16 protein-coding genes are annotated in these 20,656 nt (G+C 54.3%); 13 read left to right on the top strand and 3 right to left on the bottom strand.

The window, feature by feature from the left end; genetic code table 11:
* Positions 1-121 precede the first annotated feature (121 nt).
* Positions 122-1,300 carry a VanZ family protein gene (locus tag BLP45_RS04450; protein ID WP_090370217.1) on the bottom strand — a complete coding sequence of 393 codons (1,179 nt, stop codon included), beginning with the start codon at positions 1,298-1,300 and terminating at the stop codon, positions 122-124.
* Between the two features lie 86 nt (positions 1,301-1,386).
* Entirely contained in the window at positions 1,387-2,529 is a 1,143-nt protein-coding gene (locus tag BLP45_RS04455; RefSeq protein WP_256327680.1) for a right-handed parallel beta-helix repeat-containing protein, read from the bottom strand.
* A gap of 281 nt (positions 2,530-2,810) precedes the next feature.
* On the opposite strand from BLP45_RS04455, the gene BLP45_RS04460 reads away from it, so the two are divergent.
* The 5 genes from BLP45_RS04460 (at position 2,811) to lolD (ending at position 8,071) form a co-directional block, all read left to right on the top strand.
* Positions 2,811-3,392 carry a Fur family transcriptional regulator gene (locus BLP45_RS04460; protein ID WP_256327681.1) on the top strand — a complete coding sequence of 194 codons (582 nt, stop codon included), beginning with the start codon at positions 2,811-2,813 and terminating at the stop codon, positions 3,390-3,392.
* A 68-nt stretch (positions 3,393-3,460) separates the two neighbouring features.
* Positions 3,461-3,790, top strand: a complete 330-nt coding sequence (locus tag BLP45_RS14315; protein WP_143002395.1) for a hypothetical protein — start codon at positions 3,461-3,463, stop codon at positions 3,788-3,790.
* 178 nt (positions 3,791-3,968) lie between these two features.
* Entirely contained in the window at positions 3,969-5,990 is a 2,022-nt protein-coding gene (locus tag BLP45_RS04470) for a TonB-dependent receptor (RefSeq protein ID WP_090370221.1), read from the top strand.
* 166 nt (positions 5,991-6,156) lie between these two features.
* Positions 6,157-7,404 carry a lipoprotein-releasing ABC transporter permease subunit gene (locus tag BLP45_RS04475; protein ID WP_090370476.1) on the top strand — a complete coding sequence of 416 codons (1,248 nt, stop codon included), beginning with the start codon at positions 6,157-6,159 and terminating at the stop codon, positions 7,402-7,404.
* Positions 7,397-8,071 carry a lipoprotein-releasing ABC transporter ATP-binding protein LolD gene (lolD, locus tag BLP45_RS04480; RefSeq protein WP_090370223.1) on the top strand — a complete coding sequence of 225 codons (675 nt, stop codon included), beginning with the start codon at positions 7,397-7,399 and terminating at the stop codon, positions 8,069-8,071. The genes BLP45_RS04475 and lolD overlap by 8 nt, the downstream gene beginning before the upstream one ends.
* Before the next feature lie 140 nt (positions 8,072-8,211).
* Here lolD and BLP45_RS04485 read toward each other — a convergent pair whose 3' ends face one another.
* Positions 8,212-8,781 carry a DUF2062 domain-containing protein gene (locus BLP45_RS04485; RefSeq protein ID WP_090370224.1) on the bottom strand — a complete coding sequence of 190 codons (570 nt, stop codon included), beginning with the start codon at positions 8,779-8,781 and terminating at the stop codon, positions 8,212-8,214.
* 248 nt (positions 8,782-9,029) lie between these two features.
* Between BLP45_RS04485 and BLP45_RS04490 the strand changes: the two genes are divergently transcribed.
* The 8 genes from BLP45_RS04490 to murF all read left to right on the top strand — a co-directional run bounded on the left by BLP45_RS04490 (position 9,030) and on the right by murF (position 20,589).
* Positions 9,030-11,450 carry a ComEC/Rec2 family competence protein gene (locus BLP45_RS04490; RefSeq protein ID WP_090370226.1) on the top strand — a complete coding sequence of 807 codons (2,421 nt, stop codon included), beginning with the start codon at positions 9,030-9,032 and terminating at the stop codon, positions 11,448-11,450.
* Positions 11,451-11,460: 10 nt separating this feature from the next.
* Positions 11,461-13,722, top strand: coding sequence for a RelA/SpoT family protein (locus BLP45_RS04495; protein ID WP_090370228.1), 2,262 nt, complete (start codon positions 11,461-11,463; stop codon positions 13,720-13,722).
* A gap of 426 nt (positions 13,723-14,148) precedes the next feature.
* A complete protein-coding gene (gene mraZ / locus BLP45_RS04500) occupies positions 14,149-14,592 on the top strand; it encodes a division/cell wall cluster transcriptional repressor MraZ (RefSeq protein WP_090370230.1) in 444 nt (147 codons plus the stop codon).
* Complete coding sequence (rsmH, locus tag BLP45_RS04505) at positions 14,576-15,553, top strand: 16S rRNA (cytosine(1402)-N(4))-methyltransferase RsmH (protein WP_090370232.1); 978 nt, start codon at positions 14,576-14,578, stop codon at positions 15,551-15,553. The genes mraZ and rsmH overlap by 17 nt, the downstream gene beginning before the upstream one ends.
* Positions 15,554-15,597: 44 nt before the next feature.
* Positions 15,598-15,912: a cell division protein FtsL gene (gene ftsL, locus BLP45_RS04510; protein WP_090370234.1), complete on the top strand. Its 315-nt coding sequence runs from the start codon at positions 15,598-15,600 to the stop codon at positions 15,910-15,912.
* A complete protein-coding gene (locus BLP45_RS04515) occupies positions 15,909-17,630 on the top strand; it encodes a peptidoglycan D,D-transpeptidase FtsI family protein (RefSeq protein WP_090370236.1) in 1,722 nt (573 codons plus the stop codon). Before ftsL ends, BLP45_RS04515 begins: the two co-directional genes overlap by 4 nt.
* Positions 17,627-19,216: a UDP-N-acetylmuramoyl-L-alanyl-D-glutamate--2,6-diaminopimelate ligase gene (locus BLP45_RS04520; protein ID WP_090370238.1), complete on the top strand. Its 1,590-nt coding sequence runs from the start codon at positions 17,627-17,629 to the stop codon at positions 19,214-19,216. The genes BLP45_RS04515 and BLP45_RS04520 overlap by 4 nt, the downstream gene beginning before the upstream one ends.
* Positions 19,213-20,589: a UDP-N-acetylmuramoyl-tripeptide--D-alanyl-D-alanine ligase gene (gene murF, locus BLP45_RS04525; protein WP_176754662.1), complete on the top strand. Its 1,377-nt coding sequence runs from the start codon at positions 19,213-19,215 to the stop codon at positions 20,587-20,589. The genes BLP45_RS04520 and murF overlap by 4 nt, the downstream gene beginning before the upstream one ends.
* Positions 20,590-20,656: the final 67 nt, after the last annotated feature.

Consider the following 20,656-nt stretch of genomic DNA (forward strand, 5'->3'; position numbering starts at 1 on the left):
TGGCCATCGTAAACCAGTTCGCGAATGTTATAGGGTGTCAAAGGTGACTGCGTAATCAACCAGCCCATCGCCACACATACCGCAATTCCAGCCGTTATCAAACCAAGCGCGTGTTTTCCGCTCATCTCTGAGTGGATCTCAACGGGGCAGGCTGCCGCTGCGACGCTGATGTTCCGACTTCTCGCCTGTCTGCCGCCCCGAAGCTTTGCGTTACAGACAATACCCAGCCAACCAGCAATAACAAAATGGGTTCTGTCACATCTGCTGTGCGGCCAAGTAAACCCATCTGCACTAGCTCGATCAAACATGTCCATATAGTCAATCCCACCATCGCGTTCCCGATACCCATTCCTGTTTTTTGCGCAAGCCATAGCAGGGCGGTATAAATAAATAGCGACTGGACTAGTCCCCGAACACCGGTTTCCATTGACCCCTGGAGCATGGTTTGGAAAGGGATGCCATTGAAGGCCCCCCCCGAAACGGGAGAAAACGGCATTATTGCCGTGATAGACCACGCAGCGAATAGCAACCAGAATGCTGACGCAAATATTTTCGTGTTACCGAGGGGCAGCATAACCAGAAATCCTATATAACCTGTCAGGACGCCTGTAAGAATCGACGCATTCAATGTTAAGTTCACAATAGCAAGCTTTCCCGCCATCACCAGGACGACTGCGCCCAACAGCCACCAACCCGGCCGCTGTCTCAGCGCCACGAAAGCGCTGCCCGCAATGATCACTCCAGTTGCATGCATCATCGCCGTCGGAAACGACAAGGTATAGTCCAGAAAAAGCGGCTTTAGCGCATCCTTGAATTTTTGCCAATCCAGGGTTGGTACGAGGGGCAATAGCTCGGTGAGCAGCCACAATACCAATATCGATTGGGCTGCAAGCGAAGCGGAATCGAATGCGCGCACCCTTCCAGATGTACGCTTTCCTATTAAATGCGCCGTCGCCATACCTAGCATCATGCCCGCCATATTCCACATGACATCCGCCAGTGCTGGGGAGCGGGAGGGCAGCCAAACCTGGGCTAGCTGAAGGACGAATGAGAAAGCGAGCGCTAGAAGAAGTAACCAGGCGACGCGAATCGTTACACTCGGGCTGGGTGAGGCAAATAATATACCCACTATTCCGAGTGGGAAGAAAAGCGCCAAATTACCCAGCAGATCTCCCCGGGAAGTGAACAAACGCCAATCGGTAAGGAATTCCTTTGTGGCACCTGCGCCAGGGGTGGCAAAGTCGCCAGGGTATAGCGACCCATAAGCAATCAGTATTGCGATAACTGATAGAACGCGCATTTTTCTATCGAATATCTTTGGTTAAAGAAAGAATGTTGGATGTGACGACATTATTGGGGGACTGGTTTAATTTCCAGTGCTGGCAGTCAACGAGGTCTGTCTCTGTTGAGGGCATAGGCGCCCATTCTGCCTGTGGCATGCAAACTGCCATCGAAGTCCAGATCGGCCTCTGGGTAAATATCAAAGCGCATGCTTTCCTCGGAATGCTTCCGCGTCCCAGCCCCTGACGGCATCAGGTTCATCTTGCCTAGTGGCGCAAACGGCGTGATAAGATATTCCCGCGCCTCGTCCAACTCACCCGTCAGGTTTTTTCCCAAGGCGGCCCCGCGCATTGGTGATTTGGCGAATACGATGTTGGCCGTGATGAATTGGGGATACATGGGATCATGATCACGCCGCGTGAACGTTATGCCAGTCCCTTTGGCTATCACGGTATTGTAGAAAACGCTTATTGCGCGTGTCGTATCGTTGTGCGGCTGGATCTGCATCGCATCGCCGAAATGGTTCACGAACAGGTTATTGTATAACGCGATATTGCCTTCGCCCTGGAACAACGATTCGTGTGGATTCTGATAAAAGAAATTACCGTAGATAAGATATTTATCGTTCGCTCCCGACCCGGTAAGCGGCCAGTGACCGACCAGCATGTTAGGCCTTGCCGTCTCTTTCGATCCACCGCGCGCCTTGCTGAAAACATTGTGGCGAATGATTGTCGTGCTGTTCCCATCCGGTATGCCCGGCAAAGTGGGACGAGACAGTTGATGTTTGATCTGCAAGTTATAACCGAGCGTATCAACAATGAGATTATGCTCGATCAAACCCGCGATAAATGGTGCGCGCCCGTCCGAGTTACCCAGATAAAGGCCAGTTCCGGCAGCTTCGATCACACTGTTACGAATTACCCAGCCCCAGGCTGGGCATTTGGTGGAAATACCCACCGTCTGCTGATTGTTGCCATGACCGCGAATGCGTAATCCGTCAAGTGTGATGTGGTGCGCCCAGTCCGCATGCCCTTCGCATTTAACTCCGTCCACCGGCAGATTTCGACCGTCGAGATCCAGATTGCGAATAGTGACGTAGCTCGAATTTATGATACTGACCGTGTTATGCCCCCGTCGCGCCACAAATACGGCGCGCGGCTCCTTGTTCGGCCCTGAAATCGTAATCGGTGCCTGTTCGGTACCATGAAGGTATAGCACAGGCAGGCCATGCTTATATTCTCCCGGCATTAACTGTAGGTGAGCGCCCGACTCTAGTATCTTTAGTTTCGCGAGATAAGTATCCGGGTCCGCCGTGTAGGTCGTACCGGCGAAAGCAGACGATAGGCCAAACGCCTGCAAGCGCAATTACCAGTCGAATAAAATGGATACGATCTGATTTAACCATGTAAATACTTGTTGGTGAGACACATCAAGCTTTGGTGACATGCGAGCGGTTCATCATTTCGTGATGTGCTTATTCTGGGGATATCCTGTTTGCGCCGCGCCCATAATATCCTCAGGATGAAGAAATGAACCATACCAGCCACAGCAAATTACGGTGCGCTAGTTTCTCGTGTTTCCTATACTTTGATTTTTCAGGTTCTTTATTTTGGGGAAGTAATCAAATTGTTATTGCAACGGCGGAGTTATCCGATTATAGTAAACGCAACTGTGTTGCAATACCATTTCTATTTATGAACTTTCAAGAACAAGCGGAAGCGATGATTCGGCGCACTGGCGATCGGGCGACATCTGGCAGAGTTCGAATTCTTGCTGTTCTCCTGGCGGAACGACGGCCGGTTACGCATCACCAAATTGAAGAACGCTTGCGCGATGGGCACAGATTGGATCGGGTCACACTCTATCGCGTGCTTGAATGGCTGAACGAAAAATATTTTGTGCATAAAGTTGTGAGTGATGATCGGGTGTGGCGTTTTCGTGCAAATGTCGAGGCGAATCTGCACCGGCATGCGCATTTTAAATGCACGCGCTGTACAACGGTAATTTGCCTCAATGATCTGAAGGCCAAGTATGATGGCCCGCTACCTGCCGGTTATCGATCGCAGGAAATTGAACTGACGGTCAAAGGGTTATGTGCAGAGTGCGTGTGACAAGCTGCCAGTCCATAAAAGCATAAAAGGCGGTAACGGGATGCTGACGTTAGGGGAAATACCGTTCCATGGCATTACGTAAGGAATTATTTCTAGTTCTGGTATTGGCGCTGTCCTTCGTCCCGGTCTTTCAGGCGGCGCACGCGCTCACACACGTCGCACACACCGATACGATCAGCACGACTCAAGCTGATACCAATCAGGGAGAAAGCGACACCGACGCCGACAAGATTTGTCTTGACTGTCTGGCTTTGACAGCATTCAGCATTATTCTCCCCATCCTGGCAATTTTCTTTTTTGGTCAAACAATGCGGCAGCGGTTGCTGCGCGTAAAATCCAGGCAAGTCCTTCGTAATCTTACCTCTCCGTATCTCACGCGCGCTCCCCCGCGAGCGTAGCTCCTTTACTTCTTTTGCAGGCGGCTCATAACCGGAATTCGTCATTTGACGTTTGCCGGGTGATCGGGCTGCATCAGCAACCAAACAGTCAGCGGTAAATAACGAGTTGTCCGATTTCGAGTGTAATGCAACATGGTTGCAGAAGACCCGTCGGCTTCCAGTTTTTTCAAGAAGCAGCATGAATTGTTCAAGTCGAAATGTCATTGGTATCATTGCCGTTGCCGCGATCGGCGTATCGGCCGTTCAAGCTGAAACCATTGGCAAGAGTAGTGTATTGCCACCGGTCACGGTTACCGCCACGCCATTCGAGAATCGTGGCGAGCTGGATATGGCTCAACCTGTTTCGGTATTACGGGGCGACGATCTGCGCCGCAAGCGGGAAGCGAGCCTTGGGGATACGCTTTCCCGCGAGCTGGGCGTGGCATCGAGTTCTTTCGGGCCAGGCGCGGGCCGTCCGATCATTCGCGGTCTGGATGGCCCCCGTATTCGAGTGCTGGAAAATGGCATCGGCACGCTCGATCTTTCGAGCGTCAGTCCTGACCATGCGGTAACGGTTGAATCGTTCAATGCCTCCCAGATCGAAGTCCTGAGAGGTCCGGCGACGTTGCTCTATGGCAGCGGGGCATCCGGCGGCGTGGTCAACGTCGTATCCGGCCGTATTCCGGATCAATTGTTCAAATCACCAAAGGGCAATGCTGAAATACGCGGCAACACAGCGACAGAGGAGCGTAGCGGCGCGTTCAACGCGACGGGGAGCATCGGCCGCGCCTCATGGAGCGTAGGGGGCTTCAAGCGCAAAACTGGTGATTACCACATTCCGGGGCGAGCGGATGAGAGCGACCCGAACAGTCCGAAGGGGGTTGTCAAAAATAGCGCGGTCGATTCGGGCGGCCTGTCGATGGGCGGATCCTTTGTCGGCGAGCGAGGCTTCGTCGGCGGATCGGTCTCGCGACTGGAGAGCGAATACGGCATACCCAGTCCTGAGGGCTCGAAAATCGATCTCAAGCAAACCCGCTATGATCTGGCAGGCGAACTGGATAAGCCAATCATTGGTTTCGAGAAACTCAAAGTACGTATGGGCTACAACGATTACAAACACGCCGAAATCGAAAGTACCGGCGACATCGCCACTCGATTTAAAAATCAGGGGTTGGAAAGCCGTGCCGAGCTTTTGCACGCACCAATTGCAAACTGGAAGGGGGTACTCGGAGTGCAATTTCAGGACCGCAATTTTTCCGCCTTGGGCGAGGAGGCCGTGATACCTGTTACGAAATCGCGTTCCACCGGCATATTCCTGATCGAAGAGCGCAACTGGGATCGTTGGCGTCTGGAACTCGGCGGGCGCATCGAGCGTGCCACACAAAACCCCCAGAGCGGGGCGGATCTGCAGCGCGCGTTCAATCTCTACAATGTTTCCGCAGGCACATTATGGAAATTCATGGATGGGTATGGACTTGGTCTGTCAGCGACCAGGGGCCAGCGCGCGCCATCTACGGCAGAGCTGTACATAAACGGTGCGCACCACGGAACGGCCACCTTCCAGATTGGCGATAGTGCCTTGAACAGCGAGACAACCAACAATATCGATCTCGCGCTGAGCAAGACTACCGGTCTCGTGAAATGGAAAGTCAACGTCTTCCATAATTGGATTGGTAACTATATTTTTGTACGAAGCGTCGACGCGAATGGTGACGGCGTGGCTGATCGCTCGGATGATACCGGAGCCCTGGATCCCAATGGCGAGTTTCTCATGCAGAATTTTGCGCAAGCCGGGGCGAGATTTTATGGAGCGGAAGCGGAAGCAATCCTCACATTGAAGCCGGATGCGATCGATCTGCGCCTGTTTACCGATTATGTGCGCGGAAAACTGGATAGTGGCGGTAATGTGCCGCGCATCACGCCGCCGCGGTTTGGGCTGGAATTCAATCATAAGACGGGGCCTTGGACAGCCAACGTGAGCGCAATCCGCGTGATGGGCCAAAACCGTCTGGCGGAACTTGAAACAAGTACTTCCGGTTACACGCTGGTGAATGCCGAGGTCAGTTATCGTATCAAGAAAACCAAGTCGAACGGCATTAGGCTTTTTCTTCAAGGCAAGAATCTGCTTAATGAAGAAATGCGTGTGCATACCTCTTTTTTGAAGAATTTTGCGCCGTTGCCGGGAATATCCCTTTTGGCGGGCATAAGAGGTGAATTTTAATTTTCATCAGCGCTGTTCACTGAAAAAATCGTTGCACAGCCAAGAAACACTCTTTCTGCACGGAAATAGCAGGCAATGGCAAAGCCCGAACACCTGGTTGTCTGTCAAGCCCTGATGGAATGTGGCAAACTTCGGCATTCCTTCTTATACCCAGGTATTGTTATCCGTGTCTCCCTACGAACTCTTCATCGGTCTGCGCTACACGCGTGCCAAGCGTCGCAATCATTTCATTTCCTTTATTTCGCTGATTTCCTTGCTGGGTATCACGCTTGGCATGACCGCCTTGATCACCGTGATGTCGGTGATGAACGGTTTTCAGAAAGAAGTACGGACGCGCATCCTCGGCGTGGCATCGCATATCCAGGTAAGCGGCATTGACGGCAAGCTGACAAACTGGCGGCAGGTTGCAGAGGAAGCACTCAGGCACCCGGAAGTAGAGGGTGCCGCGCCCTATGTCAGCGCACAAGGCATGGTGTCGTTCGATCAAGTTGTCAGTGGGGTTGCGGTAAGAGGCATCCTACCGCTTATGGAGAATAATGTGGCCGATCTCGCAGACATGATGGTGGATGGCAAGCTTGATAATCTTGTGCCCGGTCAGTTCGGCATCATTATCGGCCTGGAATTGTCGCGCATACTGGGCGTATTCACGGGTGATAAAATTGTGTTGATTTCACCCCAGGGGCAGGTAACACCCGCAGGCATATTGCCGCGTTTGAAGCAGTTTACGATTACCGGTATTTTCCAGGCAGGACATTCCGAATACGACTCGGGACTGGTGCTAATTCATATGGCCGATGCACAAACGCTCTATCGTATGGAGGATGACCAGGTATCGGGTGTGCGGCTGAAGCTACGCGACTTGTTCCAGGCGCCGCAAGTCGCGCGAGAACTTGCGCCAACGATTTCCACTGATGTTCATATCAGCGACTGGAGCCGCCAGCATGCCAATTATTTCCGCGCGATACAGATTGAGAAGCGCATGCTGTCGCTTATTCTCGCTTTGATTATCGCGGTGGCGGCATTCAATATCGTATCGACCCTGGTGATGGCGGTAACCGACAAGCAGTCCGACATCGCTATTCTGCGCACGTTGGGCGCAAGCCCGCGCAGTATCATGAAAATTTTCATCGTGCAAGGTACCCTGATCGGTATCGTCGGCACTACGCTGGGCGTCATCGGTGGAATGCTATTGGCATATAATGTAGAGGCGGTGATCGCGCTGATTGAGCGCCTGTTCAGTGTGCGATTCCTTTCACCGGAGGTTTATTACATCAGTGAGATTCCATCCGACCCGCAAATGAGCGACATTGTGGCTGTGGCAGCGGTATCGTTCGTGCTGACACTGCTGGCGACCCTCTATCCAAGCTATCGAGCGTCCAGGGTCAACCCCGCGGAGGCGCTGCGGTATGAATAAAACCATTATTTCCTGCCGCAACCTGCGCAAGAGTTATTATCAGGGCAAGCTGGAAGTGCCGGTCTTGCTGGGCATAGACCTTGATGTCCTGGCTGGCGAAACGCTTGCTATTGTCGGTGCATCGGGTTCCGGCAAAAGCACGCTATTGCACCTGCTTGGCGGACTGGATGCCCCTACCGGCGGCGATATTCGTATCATCGGGCAGGATATCGCCGCTATCAATGAAGAAGAACGATGCAAGCTGCGCAACATGTCGCTGGGATTTATCTATCAGTTTCACCATTTATTGCCGGAATTCAGCGCGCTGGAGAACGTCGCCATGCCGCTACTGATCCGGCGCACCGGCAATAAGGAGGCATACCGTCATGCAGCGGAAATACTGAAACAGGTAGGGCTGGGCCACCGTCTTTCGCACACACCCGGGGAGCTCTCCGGGGGCGAACGTCAGCGTGCGGCGGTGGCCCGCGCGCTGGTGACTCAGCCCACCTGTGTTCTCGCGGATGAGCCTACCGGCAATCTCGACAGGCGTACGGCCGGAGGAGTATTCGAATTGATGCTCGAACTGAATCGCAGCGTGGGTGCAAGTCTCATCATCGTGACGCATGATCCGGATCTGGCCAAGAAGGCCGGACGGATGCTACAGCTGGTAGATGGCATGCTTGTCTAGTGAGGCGCAGAGCCACTGCAATCGAATCCCTATTCTCAATTTCGAGCAGGTACTTAACACGTAAACCTTGCCGCACGGAGCGCTGGCAATCCGCTTGTCCCGTATTCTTCATGACGCCGGCGGTTCGGCTGCGATCGAAATCAGAGCTGTCCTTTGGTTGCTTTGATGCGCTGCGCTCGTTTGCGCCATGCATAAATAATATACAGTCGCCACGCTCCACGCACCGCGAAATAGCCAACCAGGGCAAGCAGCAACGCCAATAGAAATATTCCTACGAGCAACGGTTTGCCAAGCGACATTACCCAGTCAATCAATGCAGGAGCCCATTCGCTGATATTCTTATCCATCAGGTGCAACTCGGTTGGAGGCATATCCCCTGCGCCGCCACCCATGACAAACTCGCCAATGCCATAAGCAGCAATATAAAGCGGCACGACGGTGAAAGGGTTGGAATAAAGTGTGGTAGCTATTGCTACCGGAAGATTCACTTTGAAAAGAATGGCAAACAAAGCAGCGAAAAAGAACTGTACCGGATTGCTGCCGGGGATCAAGCCTGCGAATAGCCCGGCTGCCACGCCACCCGCCACCGACCGGCGGTGCAGATGCCATAGGTTGTGGTGGTGCAGCAGTTCTCCGAACAGCCCGACAAACCGGTTCTGTCGAACGGTTTCGTGAGAGGGCAGATATTTTTTGAAGAATTTTCGGGGCACGAGAAGAGTGTACGGAAATACTGGCGGGACGTGCAATCATAATAAAAGGCCGATAGGTGCGATCCGAAGTGGGAATCTGCCCGCTCAAGGTAAGGCACGGGTCGATATGTGCGGAGAAGTGCCAATCGCTGATGTTTGATGATAAACATTAAAAAGCGGTGGTTCAGCATTCAGCGGAGGAACAGTCTAACCCTCTGTTCAGTAATTTTCCCCTTAGCTACATGATTTAGAAGACAGCGGAAACACCGATGCGGACATGTATTCTTGCGTTTGCCCTTGGGGTAGGGCTGCTGCAACAGCAGGCCGAGCTACCCGAAATTGCCTGGGCGTGGATGCTAGTGCCGGTTGCGGTGCCCGCGTTTTTACTCTGGCGTTGTCAAGCCGCTATTTTCGCGGTTCCTGGAAAGATTCTGGTCGTAGCGATTTTTGTAGCTATCGGATTTTTCTGGGCAGCGGCGTTTGCCCAGTGGCGCATGGCTGATGTGCTTCCGCATGCGTGGGAAGGACGCGATATTCAGTTGATTGGCGTTGTAGCGGAACTACCGCAAGCCAATGAACACAACGTGCGCTTTGCCTTCGACGTGGAGCAGGTGCTGACGCATGGTGCTATCGTTCCCGCGCGCATTTCTCTTGCCTGGTACAAAGAACGCGGCAAGCATGCCGAAACTTCCAGCTCCGCGCTGCCCCGGATTAGTGCGGGTGAACGCTGGCGGATTACCGCGCGGCTCAAACGTCCGCATGGCAGCGTCAATCCTCACGGCTTCGATTTCGAGGAATGGGCGCTGGAACGCAATATCCGGGCGACCGGCTACGTGCGGAAAGCTGACGATAATTTGCGTCTAAACGAAATGGTGAATTTGCCCGCATACCGCGTTGAGCGTTTGCGCCAGGAGATTCGCGACCGTTTTATTCAGGCATTGCCCGATCATGCTTATGCGGGAGTCCTGGTTGCGCTCGCTGTGGGTGACCAGCGCGCTATTCCAGCCGGACAATGGCAAATATTTACGCGTACCGGCGTAAACCATCTCATGAGCATCTCCGGATTGCACGTAACGATGGTATCGGGCCTTATCTTCGCGCTGGTGTATTGGTTGTGGCGCAGGAGTTATCGCTTGGCGCTTTGGCTGCCCGCGCGCAAAGCAGCGGTTATTGCGGGACTGGCGGCGGCACTGGGTTATGCATTGCTCGCGGGCTTCGCGGTTCCGGCGCAGCGCACGGTTTATATGCTCGCCGCAGTCGCCATCGCTTTGTGGCTGGGACGTTTCACTTCCGCAATGTCAGTACTGAGTTGGGCATTGCTGACCGTAATCGTTCTCGATCCATGGGCGATACTATCGCCCGGCTTCTGGTTGTCGTTCGGCGCGATAGCGGTCATCATGCTGGTATCGGCGGGGCGCATCGGTAAAATGCATTGGTTCAATGGTTGGGCGCGGATACAGTGGGCAATCACGCTCGGCTTGGTACCGCCGCTACTGGTGATGTTTCAGCAGGTATCGCTGGTTTCGCCAATCGCTAATGCCATTGCCATTCCGCTGGTGAGCCTGGTGGTCGTCCCCTTGACGCTGTTGGCGACATTGCCGCCGCTTGATTTCCTGTTGCTGCCCGCGCACGCTGTGCTGAGCGGTTGTATGGACGTAATGCGATGGATGAGCGAGGTTCCGCAGGCGGTCTGGAGCCAGCATGCGCCGCCCGCATGGACCGTGGCAGCCGCTATGGCCGGCATTGTCTGGATGCTGCTGCCGGGAGGATCGGGTTGGGGGCAGGGATTGGGGTTTACCGCAGGTTTTCCAGCTCGCTGGCTGGGAGCGGTGGCATTGCTACCGATATTTCTGGTATTGCCGCCAAAACCGGCTTCGGGAGAGCTATGGCTCACCGTGCTGGATGTCGGCCAGGGACTGGCAATCGTGGCACGTACGGAAAACCACGCGCTGCTCTACGATACGGGGCCGGGTTTCGGTTCCGAGACAGATAGCGGCAACCGTATTATCGTTCCCTTTCTGCGTGGAGAAGGGGTCAAGCAGCTTGATGCAATGATTGTAACGCATGCGGACTTGGATCACAGTGGTGGTGCGTTGTCGGTACTGGAAGCGGTGCCGGTGGAGCGGCTGGTTTCGTCGTTGCATGTCGATCATCCAATCCAGCTGGCCGCTGCCAACCGGCAGCGATGCAGTGCGGGAGAATCATGGCAATGGGACGGAGTGCGCTTCGACATGCTGCATCCGTCGGAACAGAGTTACAGTAACCCCAAGCTTAAAACGAACGCTTTAAGCTGTGTGCTGAAAATCACGACAGCCCACGGCAGCGTACTGCTGCCAGGTGACATCGAAAAAAAATCCGAATCTCAATTGCTCGCGTACGATAGCGATATGCTCTCCTCTATGGTGCTGGTCGCGCCCCATCACGGCAGCAAAACCTCTTCCACCGATGCGTTTGTACGTCAGGTGAACCCCCGGCTGGTCATATTCACCGTTGGCTATCGCAACCGCTTCGGGCATCCGCGGAGCGAAGTGGTGAACCGCTATCGGGCACTCGGAAGCAACGTGCTGCGTAGCGATTCCAATGGGGCGATACTGCTGCGTTTTGCGGATAACAGTCTCGCGGTCGAAACCGCGCGTGCGCTGCGTCGCCGGTACTGGCAGGATATACCGGATATTGACGAATCAAGGTAGGTGTAACGTAATGAGCGACGAGTTATCAGACCCAGCAGCTTCCAAGGCTTTCTCTTCCACGACACTTTCCTCTGCTTCCGCGGTCGGCGGACGGGACAAGGTCTCCTGGCCGGAATCCGTGATCGCCATGTTTTCTCCCGGCGAAATCGAGATGCTGAGGTCCGCGCGGGATTTTTCTCAACCGCTATATGACGGAAAGTGTTTGCCCACCGGCGAGCCGGTTACGCAGCATATGCTGGGTGTAGCGTCAGTTCTGGCATCGTTGCGGGTGGATAGCGACACACTGGCGGCAGGTATGCTTTACGCTGCCCCGGATTATCTGGACGGATACAAGGAAAAATTATCGACAACCTTCACCCCAACTGTGGCTCAACTGGTGGAAGGCGTGACGCGTGTGGGTCGCATTCAGACGCTCGGAGCAAGAGATGGCGGCGGTCTCGCGGGTACCACGGATCACAGTGCGCAAATCGAAGCATTACGAAAAATGCTGCTGGCAATGGCCGAAGACATTCGTGTTGTCATCATTGCCTTGGCGGACCGTGTGCAGACGGTTCGATATGTCGCGGCAAACAGCATTCCAGGAAGAGTGGAGATTGCGCACGAAACGCTGGATATTTTTGCCCCGCTGGCCAACCGCCTGGGCCTGTGGCAAATGAAATGGGAGTTGGAAGATTTATCTTTTCGGATCATCGAACCCGAACGCTATAAAAAAATCGCTGAACTGCTTGAAGATACCCGCATCAGCCGGGAACGCTATATTGCCTTGGTGGTGGATAAGTTGCAGCGCGAACTGCAGCAGACCGGTATCGAAGCCGAAGTGACGGGACGCCCCAAGCATATTTACAGCATCCACAAAAAAATGAAACGCAAGGATGTGGATTTCAAGGAAATCCACGATGCCCGCGCGGTACGGATCCTTGTGAACGACGTGAAGGACTGCTATGCCGCTTTGGGGATGGTTCATAACCTGTGGATGCCAATCCCGAAGGAATTCGATGACTATATTGCCAGGCCGAAAGGCAATGATTACCGGTCGCTGCATACCGCGGTTATCGGTCCGGAAGACAAGGTAATTGAAGTGCAAATTCGCACCCACGAGATGCACCGGCATTCCGAGATGGGCGTTGCCGCGCACTGGCGCTATAAAGAAGGGGCCAAACGCGACGCCAGATACGAAGAAAAAATCGCCTGGCTGCGGCAAATCCTGGAATGGAAAAACGATGTGGAGGATGCGGAGGAGTTGGCCGAGCATTTCAAGGTTGCGCTGTTTCAGGACTCGGTCTATGTATTGACTCCGCAAGGCAGGGTAATTGCCTTGCCCCAAGGTTCCACACCGATAGATTTTGCGTACCATGTGCATACCGATCTCGGGCACCGCTGCCGCGGCGCAAAGGTTGACGACGCCATGGTTCCGCTGGACTATCCGCTGCAAAACGCGCAGCGGGTGGAGATCATTTCTGCCAAACAGGGCGGCCCGAGCCGTGACTGGCTCAACCCTGCCTTGGGATACCTCAAAAGCCATCGCGCCCGATCAAAAGTCAGGCAGTGGTTTAGCTCCCGGAAACGCGAGGATTCGGTGGTGCAGGGCCGCGCGTTAGTGGAGAAGGAATTACAGCGCCACGGTATGACGGCGCTGGGGCTGGATAAGCTGGCGGCCGAATTCAAGTTTACTAAAATTGATGCCTTCCTCGCCGCAGTCGCCCGGGGCGACATCAATAGCCGTCAATTGGGAGCATTTCTAAGCGGCAAGGCTGAGCCAGCGGCCGCAACTGTGACAACGGTTGCCGAACCGTCGTTGCCGGCCAGCAGGAAAGCTATCCAGCAACCGGAGGGAGGCGTACTCATCGTCGGCGTCGACAAGTTGCTTACTGTGCTGGCAAAATGTTGCAAGCCGGCGCCGCCCGATCCCATTATCGGCTTTGTCACGCGTGGGCGCGGTATTACGATACACCGTCAGGGTTGTGCCAGTCTGTCACGGCTCTCCGCCGAGAGCGCCGAGCGTCTGGTAGCGGCCGACTGGGATTCAACGAAGGGAGGAGCAAGTTATCCGGTTGACGTCGAGATCGAGGCGGAGGACAGGCCGGGGTTGCTTAGCGACATTTCCTCTATCCTTTTGCGTGAAAAAATCAACGTTATCGCCACACATACCCAAAGCCGTGACGTTACCGCAATGATGCAATTCACCCTGAAAATTACAGATCTCACGCAGTTGCGCCGGGTACTTGGTTTGATACAGAACGTGCTAGGCGTAACGTCGGTATCGCGAAAGTGATGGACTATGACGGATCAACGAAGTCTCAAACTATCCGAATTAAAACTCGGAACTGCGCTATTCTTTCTCGCTTACTCACAACGTTTCCGGGAGAAGTCCCGACGTCAACGTGAGCGATAACTATGAGCAAATTCTCAGTCGTAAAAGCAGTTCCCTTTCTTAAAATAATCCCTCCCTGCCCATTTTCTCGATTGTGGCTTCCGTAATTTTAGTAGGTTAAATTACATCAATTCTCTTATGTATCCCTTTTATTTAAATCATTTATTCGTCTAGTCAAGTTTTGCTGCCTTTTAATTTTAAGTCTTTGTCCCATAACAAAAAAGCCTGTTTATTCCCTTGACTTCCCCATTTTTTTTAACTACAGTGGGTAGAAGTGGGCAAAAGTGGGGAATCATAAAATCGGTTTCCCTTAATTAAAGGGACAAGATGTTTCGCGGCGGTACCTCTATCAGCCTGGACAATAAGGGTAGACTCGCGGTGCCCGCGAAATATCGCGAGGGGCTTATGTCTTTTTGTGCCGGCCGTTTGGTTGTCACCGCTGATCCTTCCAAGTGCTTGCTGGTTTATCCCCAGCCGGTGTGGGAGCCAATAGAGCAAAAACTCAACAGTCTATCCAGTTTCAATGCACAAACCCGCAGTCTGCAGCGTCTTCTCGTCGGGAATGCCACCGACGTGGAGATGGATGGCGCTGGCCGCATTCTCGTGCCGCCTCTCTTGCGCCAGTTTGCCGGCTTGGACAAAGACGTGGTGTTGGTGGGGCAAGGTGCGAAATTCGAATTGTGGGACGACGAAAAATGGAATCTGCAAATCGAAAGCGCTCTCGCTTTCAAGGATGGCATTCCGGCGGAACTTGATGGCTTTTCGCTGTGATACCGTGGTCGACAGTGGCGGGCATATCACGGTTTTGCTGCACGAGGCGGCGGAGGCGATGTCAATCAAGCCGGACGGGATATACGTGGATGGCACTTTCGGACGCGGCGGTCACAGTCGGCTGATATTGGAGCGGCTGGGAAGAAGCGGCAGGCTGATCGCAATCGATAGGGATCCGGCTGCGCTGGAAGTGGGGCAGACTATCGGCGATGCGCGTTTTTGCATGGTCCATGGCAGTTTCTCGGAGATACGGGAGGTATTGCAGAGGTTAAACGTGAATCGGGTGGATGGGGTGCTGCTGGATTTAGGGGTATCGTCGCCCCAGCTTGAAGACGCGCCGCGCGGATTCAGCTTCCGATTGGAGGGACCGCTTGACATGCGCATGGACACCACCCAGGGACAAACAGCCGCGGAATGGCTTGCTGTCGTTTCAGAAGCGCGTTTGGAAGAGGTGATAAGAAACTATGGCGAAGAACGGTTTGCTAAACAGATTGCAAGAGCGATTGTTGCGGCAAGAGCGCGGCAACCTCTCGTCACTACGCTTCAGCTTGCCACGATCGTGGCATCGGCCGTGCGCTCCCGCGAACGCGAGCGGGAAAACAAGCAGAATCCGGCGACGCGCACTTTTCAGGCTATACGGATTTATCTCAATCAGGAGCTGGAGAAGTTGTCGCTGGCCCTGCCGCAATGCGTGGAGGTATTGAATCCTGGAGGGCGACTCGTGGTTATCAGCTTTCATTCATTGGAAGACCGAACAGTGAAGCGTTTCATGCGCGAATCGGCGAATCCCGACATGCTGCCTCGAGGGCTGCCGTTGCGAGCAAAAGAGGTGCAGCTTTTGAGCCGGCATAAATTGCGTTTGGTAGGCAAGGCAATACGTCCCGGCCCAAGCGAAATCGCAGTCAACCCGCGGGCCAGAAGCGCAGTAATGCGGGTGGCCGAACGAATTAACACGACATAATGAAAAGCGTGCTTTGCGACGCCCGCTGTTAATGAGAGGCTGATGTGATTAGGGCAAATATTCTTTTGATTTTAATCCTCATCGCCTGCGCGCTGAGTGTTGTGACTTCACAGCACAAGGCGCGTAAGCTTTTTGTAGAACTGGAAAAAGAGCAGGAACTGGCGCGGCAGCTGGCTGTGGAATGGGGACAGCTGCAACTTGAGCAGAGTACCTGGGCGACGCATGCGCGCATTGAAAAAATCGCGACGGGACAACTCAACATGCGCGTGCCGGATGCATCCCGTGTTCAGATTCTTCCGTTGGCGAACTCCGCCAATTCCAGCAACCTGGCTGATCTTGCGGAAGGGCCTAAGCTATGATGATCAGGCACGCACCGCCTATTGTTTTGCCTGCCGGACGCTCACGTCTATTGGCGGCAATTTTATTGCTGGGATTGGCCGGGTTGACTGGGCGTGCCGCCTATTTGCAGGGAATGCACAACGGCTTTCTGAAGCAGAAGGGCGAGTCTCGTTACAGCCGCGTGCTGGAAATGAGCGCTGACCGGGGAATGATAACAGACCGGCATGGTGAGCTGCTGGCAATCAGTACACCCGTGGAATCGCTATGGTCGAGCCCGCAGGATGTGCAGGCAACGCCGGAGCAATTAAAAAAACTGGCAAGCCTGGTTGAGATGGATATCGAGGAAATTCGTAAGCGTCTTAGCGGGCGGCGGGACTTTGTATACCTGAAGCGCCATTTGTCGCCGGATATCGCAGCGAAGGTGGTTGAACTCAACGTGCCAGGGGTGTTTCTCAAGCGTGAGTTCCGCCGGTATTATCCGGCCGGCGAGTTGACAGCGCATATGCTTGGTTTTACCGACGTGGACGATAAGGGGCAAGAAGGAATCGAACTCGCCTGGCAAAATGAGCTAGCAGGCCAACCCGGAAGCCGCCGCGTCATTCGGGATCGTAAAGGAAGTATTGTCGAGGATGTGGAAAGTATTCGAGCGCCAAAGTCCGGTAAAAATCTGGCGCTGTCCATAGACAGCAGGATCCAGTATTTCGCTTACCGTGAATTGAAGCAGGCGGTCGAAGCCAACAAGGCGAAAGCGGGCGGCGTTGTGGTACTGGACGCGCAGACGGGCGAGGTACTGGCACTCGTCAATCTCCCTGCTTACAACCCAAACAACCGGACGAGAATGAACGGCGGGAGAGCGCGTAACAGGGCGTTGACCGACGTATTCGAGCCGGGTTCGACGCTGAAGCCGTTCACAATAGCGGCAGCGCTGGAGACAGGGGGGGTAACGCCGGATACAGTATTCGAGACCGCGCCCGGTACATTTTCCATCGGCAAGGCGACAATACGCGATGCGCACAAGGAAGGTCTTTTGACGGTGGCGCAAGTGATCCAGAAATCCAGTAATGTCGGCTCTGCAAAGATCGCCTTGTCGCTGCCTCCGCAAGCATTATGGGAAATGCTGAGCGATGCGGGATTTGGCACCTCTACCGGGTCAGGATTCCCCGGAGAGGTCAGCGGCAAACTTCGCCCACATCGCACCTGGCGCCCTATCGAGCAGGCCACGATGTCATATGGCCACGGTATTGCGGTAAGTCTCCTGCAACTGGCGCGCGCTTATACGCTGTTCTCTGCGGAGGGTGAATTGAAGCCTGTGTCGCTATTGCGGCTCGATGCACCCACGGTAGGCAAGCGAGTGATCTCGCGAGACACCGCACTCGCCGTGAGCAGGATGCTGGAAATGGTGGCGCAACCGGGAGGCACTGCCCCGAAAGCCCAGATTAATGGCTATCGGGTGGCAGGCAAGACAGGTACGGCGCATAAACTGGAGGGCAACGGTTATGCAAAAAACCGTTATTTGTCCACATTTGTGGGCTATGCCCCGGCTTCTCGTCCACGATTTGTCATTGCGGTGATGCTCGATGAGCCGTCAGCCGGACAATATTTTGGCGGCGCGGTGGCGGCGCCAGTGTTCAGCCGGGTCATGGACGGCGCCTTGCGCATGTTGAACGTGCCACATGACGCACCCATCAATAACGTCGTGTCATTCACCGCGGTACCTGAGTTGAAGGGCGACGTATGAACCGGGAATTTAGCGTGGGGCGATCGAAACCCAGGGAAAAATCAAAGGCAGATTTCGATTTGCATGAACTTGATAAGCTTGGTGTTCGGATAAGAAATCTTGCCACTGATAGCCGCGCTGTGAAGCCAGGGGATACTTTTCTGGCTTACCCCGGCGAAAAGCGCGACGGCCGCGAATTTATTCCTCATGCAATTGCGGCGGGAGCAAATGCGGTGCTGTGGGAACGGCGCGGCTTTGTGTGGGACAGGGAATGGCAACGACCTAATTTGCCGATAGAGAGGCTGCAATCCAGGGCAGGCATCATCGCCGATAGCGTATATGGCCACCCGTCGGAGAAACTATGGCTAATTGGAATTACCGGGACGAATGGAAAGACGTCCTGCAGTCACTGGATTGCCCACGCCATGGCTGCCCTGGACAGAAAAACGGCGGTCATCGGCACGCTGGGGGCAGGTTTCCCCGGCGAGCTTGAATTCACTGCAAATACCACGCCTGACGCCGTTTTATTGCACAAAAAAATGGCGGGTTTCCTGCGGGATGGCGCGAAGTCCGTAGCAATGGAGGTGTCATCGCACGGAATCGCGCAAGAGCGTATTAACGGCGTCGCATTCGCGGTTGCCTTGTTCACCAATCTGTCACGCGATCATCTCGATTATCACGGCAACATGGAAGCATACGCTGCTGCCAAGGCACGGTTGTTTCATTGGCCCGGCCTTAAATATGCCGTTCTTAATCTTGATGATGCATTCGGTGTCGAATTGTCGAGGCAACTCGCAGGCACGGAGACGCGGATAATTGGATATGGATTGACTGAACAAGCGGTTCGAATTCGGGATTCCGGAAAATTCGGGATGGTTCGCGGGCGAAATCTCAAGACCAGTCCACAAGGCCTGGAGTTCGGTATTGATTATGAAAATGGATTTGAATCTGAATATTCAGAATTTAAGTCTGAAGTGGTGGGTGGCTTCAACGCATCAAACTTGCTGGGGGTGCTGGCCACCTTGCTTGCCAGCGGCATCGAACTACCGGACGCGGTGCAAGCCTTGCAGCAGGTGCGGCCTGTAGCAGGCAGAATGCAGCAGCTGGGTGGCGGCGAGCAGCCGCTGGTAATAGTCGATTACGCCCATACTCCGGATGCCCTGGAAAAGGTGCTGGTGGCACTGCGCGAAGTTCTTCGCACTGGCTCCGGTGCGGACGCGGAAAGGGAAGCCGGAAATCCAAGATTGATCTGCGTATTCGGCTGCGGAGGCGAGCGCGACCGCGGCAAGCGGCCGCTGCTGGGTGCGATGGCGACGCGGCTGGCTGATGAAGTCATTATTACCAGTGACAATCCGCGGACAGAAAACCCGCGGGTCATTATCGACGAGATCGCCGCGGGTGCGGGCGTCAATTGCCACATCGAGGAAGACCGGGGGGGAGCCATTCTTCGGGCAATTCAAGGTGCGCACAAAGGTGATGTAGTTTTGATCGCCGGAAAAGGGCATGAAGCGTATCAGGAAATAAATGGAAAAAAGCTTCCATTCCAGGACATTGACGTTGCGCGGAATATCTTGCGGGATTTAGTAAGGGTACAGGTGCAAACATGATGACCGTGCAGAAAGCAGCCCATGCATTACATGCTGAATGGCGGGGTGAGGATGTGTTCTTTGCCGGTGTCAGCACCGATAGCCGTACAGCGGGGCGCGGTGATCTATTTGTCGCTTTAACGGGAGAAAAATTCGATGGCCATCATTTTATAGGCGAAGTGAAGGAAAAAGGCGCTGTGGCGGCAATGGTCAGCCACGACGCATGGACCCAAAGCCAGGAACCGATGATTCCCCTGATCCTGGTGAAGAATACGCGGTTGGGGTTGGGCCAGCTGGCGGCCTATTGGCGCAGCCATTTCAATATTCCAGTGGTTGCGGTGACCGGCAGCAATGGTAAAACCACGGTGAAAGAAATGATCGCATCCATTTTGCAACAAGCGGTGGACGCGGCAGAACAGATCGATGGCGAAAAGAAGTTACTGGTGACGGAAGGCAACCTCAACAACGATATCGGTGTGCCGTTAATGCTGTTGCGACTGCGGGGGCAGCACGTGTATGCGGTAATCGAAATGGGAATGAATCATTCCGGCGAGATCTCGTATTTGACGAGGCTGGCCCGGCCCGGCATAGCGTTGATTACGAATGCGGGAGTGGCTCATGTCGAAGAACTGGTGTCGGTGGAAGCGGTGGCTTGCGCCAAAGGGGAAATTTTTGAGGGGCTGGATCAACACGGAACAGCCGTGATCAATGCTGATGATCCTTACGCGCCGCTATGGCGCAAACTCGCAGGCGATAGAAGGGTGGTGGATTTTGGTCTGGAAGGAGAACCGAATGTAAGCGCACGCTATCAGCTTGATTTTTTCGGCAGCGAGATGGCGCTGATGCTTCCTGATGGGGCCGAGGAGGTGAAGCTGCAGGTCCCGGGTAAACATAACGTACAGAATGCATTGTCAGCAGCAGCGGTGGCTGTGGCGATGGGCATCGGTAACAAGGCGATAGCGTCAGGACTGAGCGGGTTTCGCGGCGTGAAGGGGCGCATGCAGAAGAAGCGCTGCTTGCATGACGCAACATTGATAGACGACAGTTATAACGCTAATCCCGAATCGGTGAGAGCCGCGCTGGCGGTGCTGGCGAAGGCGCAGGGTAGAAAAATTCTGGTGCTGGGCGACATGGGCGAGCTGGGCGATAGCGCAAGGGATTTCCACGAGCGCATCGGTGTCGAAGCACGCCTTGCCGGAATTGACGCACTATTTACCCTGGGAGATTTGAGCGCTCATACCGCCGCGAAATTCGGTCCCGGCGCACGGCATTTTACGGATATTGAGGAGTTGCTGGCTGAAGTAGAGAACCGGCTGGCTGCAGATGTCACTGTACTGATAAAGGGTTCCCGCTTCATGCAAATGGAACGGGTAGTCAAGCGCATCGAATTATGAATTTTTCATTCTATGGAAATCATGAGTAAGCTGGCCCTATTTATTTCACAATTTATTTCGCGGGCTG

It is taken from the genome of Nitrosospira sp. Nl5 (genome assembly GCF_900102495.1).
In the GTDB taxonomy this organism is placed as follows: Bacteria; Pseudomonadota; Gammaproteobacteria; order Burkholderiales; family Nitrosomonadaceae; genus Nitrosospira.

Bases quoted from the DNA above. Each gene is read 5' to 3' on its own strand.
- BLP45_RS04450 (WP_090370217.1), bottom strand. From the start codon at position 1,300: ATGCGCGTTCTATCAGTTATCGCAATACTGATTGCTTATGGGTCGCTA.
- BLP45_RS04455 (WP_256327680.1), bottom strand. From the start codon at position 2,529: ATGCCGGGAGAATATAAGCATGGCCTGCCTGTGCTATACCTTCATGGT.
- BLP45_RS04460 (WP_256327681.1), top strand. From the start codon at position 2,811: ATGAACCATACCAGCCACAGCAAATTACGGTGCGCTAGTTTCTCGTGT.
- BLP45_RS14315 (WP_143002395.1), top strand. From the start codon at position 3,461: ATGGCATTACGTAAGGAATTATTTCTAGTTCTGGTATTGGCGCTGTCC.
- BLP45_RS04470 (WP_090370221.1), top strand. From the start codon at position 3,969: ATGAATTGTTCAAGTCGAAATGTCATTGGTATCATTGCCGTTGCCGCG.
- lolD (WP_090370223.1), top strand. From the start codon at position 7,397: ATGAATAAAACCATTATTTCCTGCCGCAACCTGCGCAAGAGTTATTAT.
- BLP45_RS04490 (WP_090370226.1), top strand. From the start codon at position 9,030: ATGCGGACATGTATTCTTGCGTTTGCCCTTGGGGTAGGGCTGCTGCAA.
- BLP45_RS04495 (WP_090370228.1), top strand. From the start codon at position 11,461: ATGAGCGACGAGTTATCAGACCCAGCAGCTTCCAAGGCTTTCTCTTCC.
- mraZ (WP_090370230.1), top strand. From the start codon at position 14,149: ATGTTTCGCGGCGGTACCTCTATCAGCCTGGACAATAAGGGTAGACTC.
- rsmH (WP_090370232.1), top strand. From the start codon at position 14,576: ATGGCTTTTCGCTGTGATACCGTGGTCGACAGTGGCGGGCATATCACG.
- BLP45_RS04515 (WP_090370236.1), top strand. From the start codon at position 15,909: ATGATGATCAGGCACGCACCGCCTATTGTTTTGCCTGCCGGACGCTCA.
- BLP45_RS04520 (WP_090370238.1), top strand. From the start codon at position 17,627: ATGAACCGGGAATTTAGCGTGGGGCGATCGAAACCCAGGGAAAAATCA.
- murF (WP_176754662.1), top strand. From the start codon at position 19,213: ATGATGACCGTGCAGAAAGCAGCCCATGCATTACATGCTGAATGGCGG.